Source organism: Rhizobacter sp. OV335, from assembly GCF_900142965.1.
Lineage (GTDB): Bacteria > Pseudomonadota > Gammaproteobacteria > Burkholderiales > Burkholderiaceae_C > Rhizobacter.
Window position 1 is genome coordinate 92009 of record NZ_FRCQ01000027.1, and the last position, 14633, is coordinate 106641.

At 65.3% G+C, this 14633-nt stretch carries 12 protein-coding genes; 2 read left to right on the plus strand and 10 right to left on the minus strand.

What is annotated here, in order from left to right:
- Positions 1-99: 99 nt before the first annotated feature.
- From BUE42_RS24240 to rimP, 9 genes are all read right to left on the minus strand, one after another.
- On the minus strand, positions 100-1419 hold the full coding sequence (locus tag BUE42_RS24240) for a hypothetical protein (protein WP_143171718.1): 1320 nt from the start codon (positions 1417-1419) through the stop codon (positions 100-102).
- A gap of 68 nt (positions 1420-1487) precedes the next feature.
- The gene (locus tag BUE42_RS24245) at positions 1488-2612 is read right to left on the minus strand and encodes an enoyl-CoA hydratase/isomerase family protein (RefSeq protein WP_073467861.1); all 1125 of its coding nucleotides are present in this window, start codon (positions 2610-2612) and stop codon (positions 1488-1490) included.
- Complete coding sequence (locus BUE42_RS24250; RefSeq protein WP_073467862.1) at positions 2609-3475, minus strand: DMT family transporter; 867 nt, start codon at positions 3473-3475, stop codon at positions 2609-2611. Before BUE42_RS24250 ends, BUE42_RS24245 begins: the two co-directional genes overlap by 4 nt.
- Position 3476: 1 nt before the next feature.
- Positions 3477-5291 carry a translational GTPase TypA gene (gene typA / locus BUE42_RS24255; RefSeq protein WP_073467863.1) on the minus strand — a complete coding sequence of 605 codons (1815 nt, stop codon included), beginning with the start codon at positions 5289-5291 and terminating at the stop codon, positions 3477-3479.
- Between the two features lie 16 nt (positions 5292-5307).
- A complete protein-coding gene (truB, locus tag BUE42_RS24260; protein WP_073467864.1) occupies positions 5308-6255 on the minus strand; it encodes a tRNA pseudouridine(55) synthase TruB in 948 nt (315 codons plus the stop codon).
- A gap of 4 nt (positions 6256-6259) precedes the next feature.
- On the minus strand, positions 6260-6625 hold the full coding sequence (gene rbfA / locus BUE42_RS24265; protein ID WP_056809543.1) for a 30S ribosome-binding factor RbfA: 366 nt from the start codon (positions 6623-6625) through the stop codon (positions 6260-6262).
- Between the two features lie 94 nt (positions 6626-6719).
- Positions 6720-9638, minus strand: coding sequence for a translation initiation factor IF-2 (infB, locus tag BUE42_RS24270; RefSeq protein WP_073467865.1), 2919 nt, complete (start codon positions 9636-9638; stop codon positions 6720-6722).
- 70 nt (positions 9639-9708) lie between these two features.
- Positions 9709-11187 (minus strand): transcription termination factor NusA, encoded by a 1479-nt coding sequence (gene nusA / locus BUE42_RS24275; RefSeq protein WP_073467866.1) that lies wholly within the window; start codon positions 11185-11187, stop codon positions 9709-9711.
- On the minus strand, positions 11177-11725 hold the full coding sequence (gene rimP / locus BUE42_RS24280; RefSeq protein WP_073467867.1) for a ribosome maturation factor RimP: 549 nt from the start codon (positions 11723-11725) through the stop codon (positions 11177-11179). Before rimP ends, nusA begins: the two co-directional genes overlap by 11 nt.
- A 197-nt stretch (positions 11726-11922) precedes the next feature.
- On the opposite strand from rimP, the gene fabI reads away from it, so the two are divergent.
- Positions 11923-12708 (plus strand): enoyl-ACP reductase FabI, encoded by a 786-nt coding sequence (gene fabI / locus BUE42_RS24285; RefSeq protein WP_073467868.1) that lies wholly within the window; start codon positions 11923-11925, stop codon positions 12706-12708.
- Here fabI and BUE42_RS24290 read toward each other — a convergent pair whose 3' ends face one another.
- Positions 12709-13683 carry a glucokinase gene (locus BUE42_RS24290; protein WP_073467869.1) on the minus strand — a complete coding sequence of 325 codons (975 nt, stop codon included), beginning with the start codon at positions 13681-13683 and terminating at the stop codon, positions 12709-12711. It abuts the gene before it with no gap.
- A 497-nt stretch (positions 13684-14180) separates the two neighbouring features.
- Here BUE42_RS24290 and BUE42_RS32550 point away from each other — a divergent pair.
- Positions 14181-14633 (plus strand): carbohydrate porin (locus BUE42_RS32550; RefSeq protein WP_200799019.1); only part of this gene is annotated, 453 nt, incomplete at its 3' end.

Below are 14633 nucleotides of genomic sequence, written 5' to 3' on the forward strand. Positions count from 1 at the left end.
AGGCTGATGCTAGGGCGGGCCGTCGAGCCCTGACCCTCGGGGAAGCCCGCAATCTACTCGTCCGTCATCAACGAAACCAATGACGGTCGGAGCACCCACTCAATTTGATGCTGTGCCTCCTGCCCATGTGAACCTTGTGAGAATTGGCTGATGGTCCGACGCGAAGGCAGGGCCCTCTTCATGGTGATCGAGGATGTACTGCCGCACGCTGTCCTCGTCGTTAAACGACGCAATCTTTGACGCATCGTCGAATTGGGTAACGGGAAACACAGTGCTTTCCGCGCTCTTGTCCAAGCCACGGTGGAGAACACGATCGAGAATGCCCCCAAGTGCGGGACAACGCTGGAATAAAGCGGGGATCATGACCTTACGGCAGGGCACGTCCAACGCTGCAAGGAATACGTTGACGTTAAAAGGGTTGACAACCCTTGCCAGAGCAGCATGAGCCTCCTGGCGGTGATCCTCGCAAGCGAGAGATTCAATGACTTGGCTGATATCCGTTCCTTTGATATCGCGGCCAGTAAATCCAAAAAGATCATATGGGAAGGCGATGAACGATAAGTTCGCCTTCTCACCGTTCGGAAAGCGAAGATCCTGCGTGGCTTCGTTCAGCAACTTCTCCCCTTCAAAAACCTCTTCTCGCAGCGCCTGCAATTGCTCAGGCCCACCTCGATCCGAAAATGAATTGAAATCACCCTGAATCACAATTTTGGCGTTTGACTCCTCGGCGACGATCTCTGCAACGAAATCCAGGAGCAGCGCAGCGGCTTTGCGGCGGTGGACTTCTGGAATGGCCATATGGACATTGATCGAGTAGAAGTGGTCGGTCATGTCGCAATGCTTGAACCGTGTCACCAGAACGCCTCGCTCCCAATCCTCACCAAAATTGTGGTCCTTGATGCGTTTCTGCACCTCTACGATCTCAGCCTGCGTCATATTCGACGTATCCGGACGCGGTGTCGGTGCTTTCGGCGTCTTGGTAAGGTAGCGCATATAGCTGCGCTCAAGGGTCAGTTTTTGTGGATCGTAAGCCGTGATGAATTTGAATCCCTTATCGCCGCCCGCCTCGTTGTAACCCATGACCAAGGAACGGTAGCCATGAGACTCAAACAACTCGACAAGAGGGGTGACAGAGTCGACCGTGTCCCCAAAGCGGGTTTCACACTTTCTACATTCCTGAATGTTCACCACCATCGGCCGATGAATAGCGAGGATGCTCCCGACGGCTCCTTTTACGAGCTCTATTCGCGTATTGACACGCCATTGCGGATGAGTTTCACGCGCATAGCCCTCCTCTGCACGTATCAGGTTGGTGTCGATGTTGTATGTAAGCGTTGTCTCGCTCGGCTCGTTCTCGTTCGTTCTGCTAAAACGCCCGAGTTCAATAGGCCCCAGCCTGCACGATCTGATCTTGTTCATTCCAGTCCTCGATGATTCGCCAACCCGGGTGGGTCAACACACTCAAGGCTGAGTCACAGCATCTACGCTCAAGTTCCGAGAAATGACAATTGGCCCAACGACCGAAGCGGATGCGCAAACCCCGGCCACGGGCTCTCGAAGAACGCCGCCACCATCGCCGGCGTCACGTCCTCGATCCGCGCCGGGTTCCAGCGCGGGCTGTGGTCCTTGTCGACCGCCAGCGCGCGGATGCCTTCCACCGTCTCGCTCGCTGCGCCGGGGCGCAGGTGGAAGCAGTGGCGCACGAGGTCGCGCTCCATGCGCAGGTCGTCGGCGAGCGTCATCGTGCGGGCGCGTCGCACCTGCTCCAGCGTCACCGCCATCATCAGCGGCGAGCGCTTGGCCAGGGTCGCGAGCGTGGCTTGTGCCCAATCGCCGCCATCGCTGCGCAGCGATTCGACGATGCCGGTCAACGACTCCGCCGCGAAGTGCCGGTCGATCGACGCGCGATCGAGCAATGTCGTCGCAGCGGGCGTCACCGCCCGCGCACGCACTGCCGCCTGCAACTGTTCCGCGTTCTCATGCGGTTGGTCGACCAGCGCCTCCACCACGGCCGGCAGCTCGCCACTCGGGATGCACACATCCGCCAACCCACACGCGATTGCATCGCCCGCGCCGAGGATCTGCCCCGTCAGCGCCAGGTACTCGCCCAGCCGCCCCGGGCAGCGCGCGAGGAACCAGCCGCCGCCCACATCCGGGAACAGCCCGATGTGCGTCTCCGGCATCGCCATCTTCGTGCGCTCGGTCACCACGCGCAGCGAAGCGCCTTGCGAGATCCCCATGCCACCGCCCATCACGATGCCATCCATCAGCGCGACGTACGGCTTCGGATAGGTGTGGATCAGGTGGTTGAGCGCGTATTCCTCGGTGAAGAAGTCTTCCAGCTCCGGGTTGCCGGCCAGCGCCGCCTGGTGAAAGAAGCGGATGTCGCCGCCGGCGCAGAAGGCCACGCCCTTGCCTTCCAGCGTCGCGCCTCGCACGACCACGCCCCGCACGGCCGCATCATCACGCCACGCCAGCAGTGCGCGCGTGATGTCGCGGATCATCGGCAGCGACAGCGCGTTCAGCGCCTGCGGCCGGTTCAGCGTCATCAGACCGATGCCGCCCTGCACTTCCGCGATGACAAACGACGAACTGGATGACGAACCACTCATGCCCGCGCCTCCCGCAACCCGACCCATGCATTGACGAACAAGGTGCCCAGCACCAGGCTGCCGCCGACCATCACCGCCATCGACGGCTGCTCGCTGGTGCCGAGCCACGCCCATGCGATGCCGAACACGATCTCCAGCAGCGCCAGCAGCGACATCTCCGGCGCCGGCAGGTGGCGCGCCAAGCGCACCGCCAGCACGCACGGAATCGCCAGCTGCACCAGCCCCAGCAGCCCGAGCAGCGCCACGTCGTGCACCGACGCCTGCAGCGGCAGCGACAAGGGCAGCGTGACGATCGCCGAGATCAGCGAGCCCAGCAGCAAGGCCGGCACCAGGTCGACACTCGTGCCGCTGCGCTGCAGCGTGTTCCAGTTGATCGCGCTCGCGATGGGCACGCCCAGCGCGACCAGCGTGCCGATCACGTGCTGCGGCTCCGAGCTGACGCCCTGCCCGTACATGTAGGCGATGCCCAGCCCGGCCAGCACGATCGCAGCCCAGGTGCGCCGCGCGACCGGGTGCCCGAGCGTGAAGCGCGCCAGCACCGCGGTGATCAGCGGCGCGAGCGCCATCGTGATCAGCACGTTCGCCACCGTGGTCAGCGTGAGCGCCACCATGAAGCAGGTGAACATCACCGCCCACATCACGCTCGAGATCCACAGCGGCCGGCCACCCGCGCGCAGCAGCGCGAGCGTGCTGCGGCCATGCGCCCAAGCGTAGTAGCCGCCCAGGCACACGAAGGTGGCCAGGCTGCGCCAGAACGTCACCTCGAAGCTGCGCGCCGATTCGAGCTGGCGCGTCACCACGCCGGCGATGCTCCACATCAGCGTGACGAGCAGCATGCCCGCCACCGCCCGCCCGTGGGTCATGTCACTCGGTGCGGGAAGCGCGCTTGCGGTCGTGTTCCTTCAGGTGGCGCTTGCGCACGCGGATCGACTTCGGCGTGATCTCGACCAGTTCGTCGTCGGCGATGAACTCGACGCCGTATTCCAGCGTCAGGATGATCGGCGGCGTGATCTTGATCGCGTCTTCCTTGCCGGACACGCGGAAGTTGGTCAGCTGCTTCGCACGCACCGCGTTGACGATCAGGTCGTTGTCGCGGCTGTGGATGCCGACGATCATGCCTTCATACACCGGGTCGCCCGGCTTCACGAACATGCGGCCACGGTCGTCCAGCTTGCCCAGCGCGTAGGTCACGATCTCGCCGTCGTCCTGGCTGATCAGCACGCCGTTCTTGCGGCCTTCGATGTCGCCCTTGAAGGCCTCGTAGCCGTCGAAGATGTTGCTGATCAGGCCGGTGCCGCGCGTCAGGTTCAGGAACTCGTTCTGGAAGCCGATCAGGCCGCGCGCCGGGATCTTGTACTCGAGGCGCACGCGGCCCATGCCGTCCGGCTCCATGTTGACGAGCTCGCCCTTGCGCTCGCCCATCGCCTGCATCACGGCGCCCTGGTGCTGGTCTTCGACGTCGGCCGTCACCATCTCGATCGGCTCGTGGCGCTCGCCGTCGATTTCCTTGAAGACCACGCGCGGCTTGCTGACGGCCAGCTCGTAGCCCTCGCGGCGCATGGTTTCCAGCAGGATGGTCAGGTGCAGTTCGCCGCGGCCCGACACCTCGAAGATGCCGTCTTCATCGGTTTCCTTGACCTTCAGCGCCACGTTGCTCTGCAGCTCGCGCTGCAGGCGGTCCCAGATCTGGCGGCTGGTGACGAACTTGCCTTCGCGGCCGGCCAGCGGCGAGTTGTTGACGCAGAAATTCATCGTCAGCGTCGGCTCGTCGACCTTCAGCATCGGCAGCGGCTTCGGGTCTTCGATGCTGGTCAGCGTGACGCCGATGCCGATGTCCTCGATGCCGTTGATCAGCACGATGTCGCCGGGGCCGGCTTCAGTGGCTTGCTGGCGCTCCAGGCCTTCGAACTTCAGCACCTGGTTGACGCGGGCGTTGAACGGCGTGCTGTCCGGGCCGCTGAACACGGCCACGTTCTGCATTGGCTTCAGCGTGCCCTGGTTGACCCGGCCGATGCCGATGCGGCCGACGTAGGTGGAGTAGTCGAGCGAGCAGATCTGCAGCTGCAGCGGGCCGGCCGGGTCGCCTTCGTGTGCCGGCACGTGTTGCAGCACGGCGTCGAACAGCGGCGCCAGGTCGGTGCCGACCTCGCCGGGGTTGAGCGTCGCCCAGCCGTTCAGGCCCGACGCATAGATCACCGGGAAGTCGAGCTGCTCTTCGGTCGCGCCGAGCTTGTCGAACAGCTCGAAGGTCGCGTTGATCACGTAGTCGATGCGCGAACCGGGGCGGTCGACCTTGTTGACGACGACGATCGGCTTCAGGCCGAGCGCCAGCGCCTTCTTGGTGACGAAGCGGGTCTGCGGCATCGGGCCTTCGACCGCATCGACCAGCAGCAGCACGCTGTCGACCATCGACAGCACGCGCTCGACCTCGCCGCCGAAGTCCGCGTGCCCCGGGGTGTCGACGATGTTGACGTGCGTGCCCTTCCACTCCACCGCGCAGTTCTTCGCGAGGATGGTGATGCCGCGTTCCTTTTCGAGGTCGTTGCTGTCCATCACCCGTTCGGTGACCTTCTCGTTCTGGCGGAAGGTGCCGCTCTGGCGAAGCAGTTGGTCCACCAGCGTGGTCTTGCCATGGTCCACGTGGGCGATGATGGCGATGTTGCGGATCTGTCGGGTCATGACGTGCTCTCTGCGTTCAAGGTGTCTTCAGGAGGCCTTGCACCTCCACCGGGCTCAAGAGCCTCGTCGAAATCAGTTCTCCGGCGTCGACCCGGCCACTGCCGAGGAACGCACGGGGGTCGGGGCCGTAGACGCGGACCTGCTCCGCATCTGCCAGCGGCAGGCGGCGGCGCAGGCCGCTCAGGAATCGGCCGGCGTCTTCGTCGCCGAGTCGCACCACCGGCCAGTCGGCCAGCAACGCATCGGCGTCGAGCAACGCGGCTTCGCGCTGTGCTTCGTCCATCTCGGCCAGCTGCTCCAGCGTGAGCGCCTGGCCGAGCGTCAGCCCGCCGGTCTCGGTGCGGCGCAGTGCGGCCAGGTGGGCGCCGCAGCCGAGTGCCTCGCCGATGTCTTCGGCCAGCGTGCGGATGTAGGTGCCCTTCGAGCAGCGCACATCGAGCGTCCAGCGGTCGCCGGCCCCGGCAGTGTCGTCGTCGACGATGGCAATGCGATGAATCGTCACCGAACGCGCCTCGCGCTCGATCTCGATGCCGGCGCGCGCGTAGTCGTACAGCGCGCGGCCTTCGTGCTTCAGCGCCGAGTGCATCGGCGGCACCTGGCGGATCGGGCCGGTGAAGCGCTCGATCACGGCCTGCAGCTGCGCGCGCGTCACGTTCACCTCGCGCTGCAGCAGCACCTCGCCCTCGGCATCGGCCGTGGTGGTCGTGCTGCCGAGCTGCAATGTGGCGCGGTAGGTCTTGTCGGCATCGAGGCTGACCTGCGAGAACTTGGTGGCCGCGCCGAAGCACAGCGGCAGCAGCCCGGTGGCCAGCGGATCCAGCGTGCCGGTGTGGCCGGCCTTCTCGGCGCGGTACAGGCGCTTGGCTTTCTGCAACGCGTCGTTGCTCGACAGGCCGAGCGGCTTGTCGAGCAACAGCACGCCGTGGACGGCGCGCCGCGGGATGCGCGGGCGTTGTGCGTTCACGGCGTCAGTCGTCTTTCGCCTGCGTCGAATTGGCCTGCTGGATCAGCGCGCTCAATTCGGCGGCCCGCTCGGTCGTGCGGTCGAAATGGAAATGCAGTGTCGGCACGGTGTGGATCTGCAGCCGCTTGAACAGGCCGTTGCGCAGGAAGCCGGCGGCCTCGTTCAAGGCCTCCTCGCATTCCTTCACGTCGCCCACCAGCAGCGAGAAGAACACCTTCGCATGCGCATAGTCGGGCGTGACCTCCACCGCCTGCAGCGTGACCATGCCGATGCGCGGATCCTTCAGGTCGCGGATCAGCTCCGCCAGATCGCGCTGGATCTGGTCGGCAATGCGGAAACCGCGGTTCGGGATGGCTCGTTTGTGTCGCATGTTCAAGGCTCCTGCTGACGCGGGCGGGGGTCTTCAAATACAAACCCCGCCGTCTTGTCGAGGGCGGGGTTCGGGGTGAGACCCACGCTCCGCTTTACAGCGTTCGTGCCACTTCCTTCACCTCGAAGAACTCCAGCTGGTCGCCCTCGGCGATGTCGTTGTAGTTCTTCAGCTTGATACCGCACTCGAAGCCTTCCTTGACTTCGCGCACGTCGTCCTTCAGGCGGCGCACCGACTCGACTTCGCCGGTGTAGACCACCACGTTCTCGCGCAGCAGGCGGAAGCGCGCGTTGCGGCGCACCACACCCGAGGTGACCATCGAACCGGCCACCGTGCCGATCTTCGACGCCACGAACACCGTGCGGATCTCTGCCGTACCGATCACCTCTTCGCGCTGCTCCGGCGCCAGCATGCCGGTCATCGCCTTCTTCACGTCGTCGACCGCGTCGTAGATGATGTTGTAGTAGCGCAGGTCGACACCGTTGCCTTCGGCCAGCTTGCGCGCACCGGCATCGGCACGCACGTTGAAGCCGATGATCACGGCCTTCGAGGCGATCGCGAGGTTGATGTCGCTTTCGCTGATGCCGCCGACCGCCGCATGCACGATCTGCACCTTGACCTCGGCCGTGCTCAGCTTGAGCAGCGACTGGGCCAGCGCTTCCTGCGAACCCTGCACGTCGGCCTTGATGATCAGTGCCAGCGTCTGCGCTTCGCCCTGGCCCATGTTCTCGAACATGTTCTCGAGCTTGGCGGCCTGCTGCTTGGCCAGCTTGACGTCGCGGTACTTGCCCGAACGGAAGGTCGCGATTTCGCGCGCCCGGCGTTCGTCGGCCAGCACCATGAACTCATCGCCGGCCTGCGGCACTTCGGTCAGGCCCTGGATCTCGACCGGCAGCGACGGGCCGGCTTCGGTCGTCGGCTTGCCGTTCTCGTCCAGCATGGCGCGCACGCGGCCATAGCTCGAACCGGCCAGCACCACGTCGCCACGCTTCAGCGTGCCCGATTGCACCAGCACCGTCGCGACCGGGCCGCGGCCCTTGTCGAGCTGGGCTTCGATCACCAGGCCCTTGGCCGGAGCGTCCTTCGGTGCCTTCAGTTCGAGCACTTCAGCCTGCAGCAGCACCTGCTCCAGCAGCTGGTCGATGCCCATGCCGGTCTTGGCCGACACCGGCACGAACGGCGAATCGCCGCCGAAGTCTTCCGGCACGACCTGTTCGGCCACCAGCTCCGACTTCAGGCGCTCGACGTTGGCCTCGGGCTTGTCCATCTTGTTCATCGCGACCACGATCGGCACCCCGGCCGCCTTGGCGTGCGCGATGGCTTCCTTGGTCTGCGGCATCACGCCGTCGTCGGCCGCCACCACCAGGATGACGATGTCGGTCGCCTTGGCACCGCGGGCACGCATCGCCGTGAAGGCCGCGTGACCCGGGGTGTCGAGGAAGGTGATCATGCCGCGCGGCGTGTCGACGTGATACGCGCCGATGTGCTGCGTGATGCCGCCCGCTTCGCCGGCGGCCACGCGGGCACGGCGGATGTAGTCGAGCAGCGAGGTCTTGCCATGGTCGACGTGACCCATGACGGTGACCACCGGTGCGCGCGGCAGTTCTTCGTGGCTCGATTCGGTCTGGGTGTCTTCGAGGAAGGCTTCCGGATCGTCCAGCTTGGCAGCGAACGCCTTGTGGCCCATTTCCTCGACGAGGATCATGGCCGTTTCCTGGTCCAGCTGCTGGTTGATGGTGACCATCTGGCCGAGCTTCATCAACTGCTTGATGACCTCGGACGCCTTCACCGACATCTTGTGCGCGAGGTCGGCGACGCTGATGGTCTCCGGCACGTGCACTTCCTGGATCTGCTGCTCCGGCGGGGCGCTGAAGTTGCCGCCCTGCGAATCGTTGCGGTCGCCACGGCGGCCACCACGCGGCGCACGCCAGCCCGGACGGGCCGCGGCGTCGTTGCGGGTCTTCAGTGCGCGCTTCTTCGCGGCATCGTCGGCCCAGCTCGACGACAGCTTCTCGGACTTGACCGACTTCTTGTCGCCCGGCTTGTCGCCCGGCTTCGCAGCGGTGGCCGTGGTCGTTCCCGGCGCGGCGGCCGGCTTGTGGATCGTGCCCTTGATGCCTTCCTTGCCGACTTCCGGCTTGGGCGGCTCTTCGGGCTTCTTGGCCATCAGCACCTTCTTCGGTGCATTCATCATCGCGCGAATCGCGGCGGCTTCGTCCTCGGCGGCCTTGCGGCGCTTGGCGAGGTCGGCAGCGCGCTGCTTCTCTTCGTCGACGACGTCGGCGGCCTTGATCACGCGCAGTGCGGGCTTCGGCGGCTCGACCGGGGCGGCAGGCGCCACCGGAGCAGCGGCGACAACCGGCGCGGCGCTCGGTGCCGGCGCAGCCTTGGCAGCGGCATTTGCGGCGGCCTTCGCGGCAGGAGCCGGCGTGGGCGCAGCAGCGGCGGCCGCGGCGGCAGCAGCCGCTGCGGCCGCCGCTTTCGCTGCTTCCTCGGCAGCAGCCTTCGCGGCGGCTTCGGCGGCTTCACGTGCGCGGGCCTCGGCGGCCTCGCGTTCGCGGGCTTCCTGTTCCTCGCGCTGGCGGCGCTTCTCGGCCAGCTCTTCTTCCTGGCGACGCAGCAGCTCGGCCTGGGCTTGCGCCTCGACCTCGCGGCGCTGCAGCTCGGCGTCGTCGACGACCGGCGCTGCCGGCTCTTCGGACGGCGCCGATTCATCGCGCTTGACGAAGGTGCGCTTCTTGCGCACTTCAACCTGGATCGTGCGCGCCTTGCCGCTCGAATCGGCCTGCTTGATCTCGCTGGTCGACTTGCGGGTCAGCGTGATCTTCTTGCGCTCGCCCCCGCCCGTGCCATGGGCCGTGCGGAGATAGTCGAGCAGCCGCTCCTTGTCGGACTCGGTCAGCGCGTCGTCGCTCGACGCCTTCGCGACGCCGGCCGACTGGAGCTGCTCGAGCAGCGCTGCCGCCGGGCGATTGAGCTCAGCAGCCAACTGGGCGACGGTGGTCACAGCCATTGTGAATATCCTTGCGTGGTACTTGCAGTGCAGCGTTCGATCGGGCGTTGGGGCATCAGGTCGTTCAATGTCAGGTCGTGAACCAATGTTCGCGTGCCTTCATGATCAATGCCTTGGCCTTGTCTTCGTCGATGCCGGCAATTTCGGTCAGTTCGTCGACCGCGAGGTCGGCGAGGTCGTCGCGCGTGTTGATCCCGCTCTCGGTCAGCTTCGGGATCAGGTCCGCATCCAGCCCTTCGAGATCGCGCAGGTTCTGCGACACGTCTTCCATTTTCTCTTCGCGGGCGATCTCCATCGTCAGCAAAGCGTCTTTGGCCCGCGTGCGCAGTTCGTTGACGGTGTCTTCGTCGAAGCCTTCGATCTCGAGCATTTCCTGCATCGGGACGTAGGCCACCTCTTCGAGGCTGCTGAAGCCTTCGGCGATCAGGATGTCGGCCACCTCGGCGTCGACGTCGAGCTTGTCGACGAACAGCTTGCGAACGCTGTCGGACTCCTCGCTCTGCTTCGCCTTCGATTCCTCGGCCGTCATGATGTTGATGCGCCAGCCGGTCATCTCGGAGGCCAGCCGCACGTTCTGGCCGCCGCGGCCGATCGCGATCGCGAGGTTCTCTTCGTCGACGACGACGTCCATCGCGTGGCGCTCTTCGTCGACGACGATCGACTGCACGTTGGCCGGCGCCAGCGCGCCGATCACGAACTGTGCCGGGTCTTCGGACCACAGCACGATGTCGACGCGCTCGCCGGCGAGTTCATTGGTGACCGCGTTGACGCGCGAACCGCGCACGCCGACGCAGGTGCCGATCGGATCGACCCGCTTGTCGTGCGAGATCACGGCGATCTTGGCGCGCGAACCGGCATCACGGGCGCAGGACTTGATTTCCAGCAGGCCCTGCTCGATCTCGGGTACTTCCTGGGCGAACAGCTCGATCATGAAGCCGGGCGCACTGCGCGACAGCACGATCTGCGGGCCGCGCAGGGTCGGATCGACCTCGGCGATGTAGGCGCGGACGCGGTCACCGGAGCGCAGGTTTTCCTTCGGGATCATCTCGCTGCGCTTCAGGCGCCCTTCGACCCGGCCGGATTCGACGATCACGTCGCCCTTGTCGAGGCGCTTGACGGTGCCGACGAAGATCTTCTCGCCGCGCGACAGGAAATCATTGAGCAGCTGCTCGCGCTCGGCGTCGCGGATCTTCTGCAGGATGACCTGCTTGGCCGCCTGGGCGCCGATGCGGCCGATCGACACCGAGTCGACCGGCTCTTCGATGTAGTCGTCGACCTCGATGTCGGGGAGCTGCTCGAGCGCCTCGAACAACAGGATCTCGGAATCGGGCAGTTGCAGGCCGGCCTCGTTCGGCACCACGTGCCAGCGGCGGAAGGTTTCGTATTCACCGCTGTCGCGGTCGACGGTGACGCGCATGTCGACCTCGCCGCCGTGCAGCTTCTTGCTGGCCGAGGCCAGGGCGGCCTCGACCGCGCCGAACACGACTTCGCGATCCACGCTCTTCTCGCGCGAGATGGCATCGACCAGCATCAAGAGTTCACGATTCATTCTTAGGATCTCCGTCAACATCTTCGGCCTGCACGTCGGCGTCGTGCGGCACAGCAGCCGGCTGCGCAAAGCGCCGGCCCTTGAAATCGAGGACTGGCACCAGATGGGCCTCCCGCACTTCCTCGAACGAAAAATCCAGGGCCTGGTCAACCTTGCCGTCGTTGAACACCAGGCGCCACTGCTCTCCCAGGGCCTCCAGCACGCCGCGGAATTTCTTGCGGCCCTCGAAAGGCACCTTCAGCGTCAGCTCGATTTCCGAGCCGGCGAAGCGTTGGTAGTCGGCAGGCTTGTTCAGCGGGCGGTCCAGCCCCGGCGACGACACTTCCAGGCGCTCGTAGGCGCACCCCTCGACCTCCAGCACGTGCTGCAGCTGGCGGGTCACCTTCTCGCAATCCTCGACCACGATGAACTCGCCGTTCGGATCATTCTGCAGACGGTCGATGAAGACACGCAGCAAACCCTTGGGGCTGCGCTCGCAATTCACGAGGTCGTAACCCAGCCCGGTCACGGTGCGCTCAACAACGTCTTGCCAAATCATCCAGCGAGTGTCTTCAGAGGTTATGAAAAATGTGGAGAAGCAAAAAAAATGGGCTGGAAGAATCCGCCCATGCAGTTTTCTTGCGAAAGACGCATTGTATCCCGGTGAACGAGTACCCGGCAAGGGTTGTGACCGTCAAGCACGTGTGCGTGCCAGAATGAGCACCCCCTTTTCGATGACACCAGACTGGAGACTCCATGGGATTCCTGGCCGGCAAGCGCTTCCTGATCACCGGCGTTCTGTCCAACCGCTCGATCGCCTACGGCATTGCCCGCGCCTGCCGGCGTGAAGGCGCCGAACTGGCGTTCAGCTATGTCGGAGAACGCTTCCGGGACCGCGTGGCCGAGTTTGCCGCCGAGTTCGACTCCACGCTGCTGTTCGATTGCGACGTCGCGAGCGACGAACAGATCGACGCGATGTTCAACCAGCTCGGCGAGACCTGGCCGCAATTCGACGGTTTCGTCCATTCGATCGGTTTCGCGCCGCGCGAAGCGATCGCCGGCGATTTTCTCGAGGGCCTGTCGCGCGAGGGTTTCCGGATCGCCCACGACATTTCCAGCTACAGCTTCCCGGCGCTGGCCAAGGCGGCCGCGTCGCGCCTGACGCCGAAGGCCGCGCTGCTGACACTGAGTTATCTGGGGGCGATGCGCAGCGTTCCCAGCTACAACACGATGGGGCTGGCCAAGGCCTCGCTCGAAGCCTCGGTGCGCTATCTGGCCGCCAGCCTCGGCCCGAAGGGCGTGCGGGTCAACGGCATCTCGGCCGGTCCGATCAAGACGCTGGCCGCGTCGGGCATCAAGGGCTTCGGCAAGATCCTCGACGTGGTCGAACAGAACGCGCCGCTGCGCCGCAACGTGACGATCGACGATGTCGGCAACGTCGCCGCCTTCCTGCTGTCCGACCTGGCGGCCGGCGTCACGTCGGAAATCACCTATGTCGACGGTGGCTTCAGCCACGCGATGGGCGGCATCACCGAAGTCTGATCACAGGTCGTCCAGCGCCCGCAAGGCCCCCAACAGGGCCGGCGAGGTGCTGGCCTGCACGACGAAGGTCGGCATCGCATTGAGGTAGTCGCGGAACCGCCCCTTCGCGACGAAGCGCTCGCGGAAGCTCGACCGGTCGATCCGGTCCCCCAGGCGCGGCACGATGCCGCCGCCGATGTACATCCCGCCGCGCGTGCCCAGCGACAACGCCAGGTTGCCGGCCACGCTGCCCAGCAGCGCGAAGAACATGTCGAGCGCCTCGACGCAATGCGCATCGCTCGCCGCCACCGCACGCTCGCTGACTTCGGCCGCGCTCAGCGGCTGGGCGGTGGCGCGATCGACCTGGCACAGCGCCTCGTAGAGACTCACCAGCCCCGGGCCCGACAACGCCCGCTCGGCCGACGCGTGGCCGTAGCGCTGGCGCAACGCCGCGATCACCGCATCCTCCCGCGGCGTGGCGCCGCCGAGCGTCACGTGACCGCCCTCCCCGTTCAGCGGCACCACGCGCTCGCTGCCGGGCACCCGCAACAACCCCGACACCCCGAGCCCGGTGCCGGCACCGATCAGTCCGACCGGCGCCCCCTCGACCACCGCCCCGCCGCCGACCTGCCGCAGCTCGGCCGGCTTCAGCGACGGCAGCGACAGCGCAAGCGCCGTGAAGTCGTTGATCAGCAACAAGCGCTCGAGGCCCAGCTTCTGGCGAACCGCCTCGATCGAGAACGACCAGTGGTGGTTGGTCATCTGCACCTGGTCGCCGACGATGGGGTTGGCGATGCCGATCGCGCACCAGCGCGGCCGCACGGCCGGCGAATGCGTGTGCAGGTAATGCGCCATCGCGTCCTGCAGCGTCGGGTGATCGGCAGCCGGCAGCGTGTCGATGGACGTCAGCTCGGCACCAGGCGCCAGCTGCAGCGCGAAACGCGCGTTCGTGCCACCGACGTCACCGACCCAACGCGGAAATGAATCTGCCTGCATGTCAACGTTCTCTCGTTCGAGTCACCGCAGGCAAACCCCGTGGCAACGATCCTCGCCGCAGCGCGACCATTCGCACGCGGCCTCCCGACGCAGAGTGCGCCCCCCTGATGCGGCCCGCCTCGGTGCGCCATGCACCCGGACCGTGCGCTCGACTTTGTAGCCAAACTACTTTTCATGATAGCCAAGCCGGCTGCAAAGTATCGACAGCTGGGCATTCGGGACTTCCCTGATGGGTGTGGTTATTGTGATAAACGAGGGGAAAACCCGCGTTTACCGGCTGTAGTCGGATTACTAGAGTCAACCTTGACAAAACCTTACAGCCAACGATGTAGCCGTGCTACTCGCTGGACACAAGGAAGACAACGCACGTTTCCAGCCATTCCGGGCGAACTGCGACCCGCTCGCCCCACCCTGTTTCCCCCAACCGCTGCAGCAATGGGTCCCCCCAGACCAGGCGCTCGGCACATTTCAAAGCAAAACCTCTGAGGAGTCAGTTGATGAAGAGTCAGTTCAAGCTCGCGACCGTTGCCGCCGCGATGGGTCTGTTGGGCGCCACCTCTGCACAAGCCGTCGATTGGGGCGGTTATTTCCGAACGGGCCCGGGCGCGACGTCGAAAGACTCGTCGCGGGCGTGCTACGGGTTGTCGGGCCAGGGCATGAAGTACCGGCTGGGCAACGAGTGCGACCTGTACGGCGAGTTCCTGCTGAGCCAGGGGTTCAAGGCGGACGGCGTGGACTACAAGGCCGCGCTGATGACGAACCTGTTCAGCCCCGGATCGGACACGGGCGCTGTGGATCGCGGGGCGACGGGCCAGGACGCGAAGAACCAGTCGCTGGACCACAGCAAGCTGGGCATCAACCAGATCTACGTGGAAGGCAAGGGCTTCGACATCCTGCCCGAAGGCAACTTCTGGATCGGCAAGCGCTTCTACGGCCGCGCTGACGTGCAC

Coding starts and splice junctions, on each gene's coding strand:
- BUE42_RS24240 (WP_143171718.1), bottom strand. CDS start 1,419: ATGAACAAGATCAGATCGTGCAGGCTGGGGCCTATTGAACTCGGGCGT.
- BUE42_RS24245 (WP_073467861.1), bottom strand. CDS start 2,612: ATGAGTGGTTCGTCATCCAGTTCGTCGTTTGTCATCGCGGAAGTGCAG.
- BUE42_RS24250 (WP_073467862.1), bottom strand. CDS start 3,475: ATGACCCACGGGCGGGCGGTGGCGGGCATGCTGCTCGTCACGCTGATG.
- typA (WP_073467863.1), bottom strand. CDS start 5,291: ATGACCCGACAGATCCGCAACATCGCCATCATCGCCCACGTGGACCAT.
- rbfA (WP_056809543.1), bottom strand. CDS start 6,625: ATGCGACACAAACGAGCCATCCCGAACCGCGGTTTCCGCATTGCCGAC.
- infB (WP_073467865.1), bottom strand. CDS start 9,638: ATGGCTGTGACCACCGTCGCCCAGTTGGCTGCTGAGCTCAATCGCCCG.
- nusA (WP_073467866.1), bottom strand. CDS start 11,187: ATGAATCGTGAACTCTTGATGCTGGTCGATGCCATCTCGCGCGAGAAG.
- rimP (WP_073467867.1), bottom strand. CDS start 11,725: ATGATTTGGCAAGACGTTGTTGAGCGCACCGTGACCGGGCTGGGTTAC.
- fabI (WP_073467868.1), top strand. CDS start 11,923: ATGGGATTCCTGGCCGGCAAGCGCTTCCTGATCACCGGCGTTCTGTCC.
- BUE42_RS24290 (WP_073467869.1), bottom strand. CDS start 13,683: ATGCAGGCAGATTCATTTCCGCGTTGGGTCGGTGACGTCGGTGGCACG.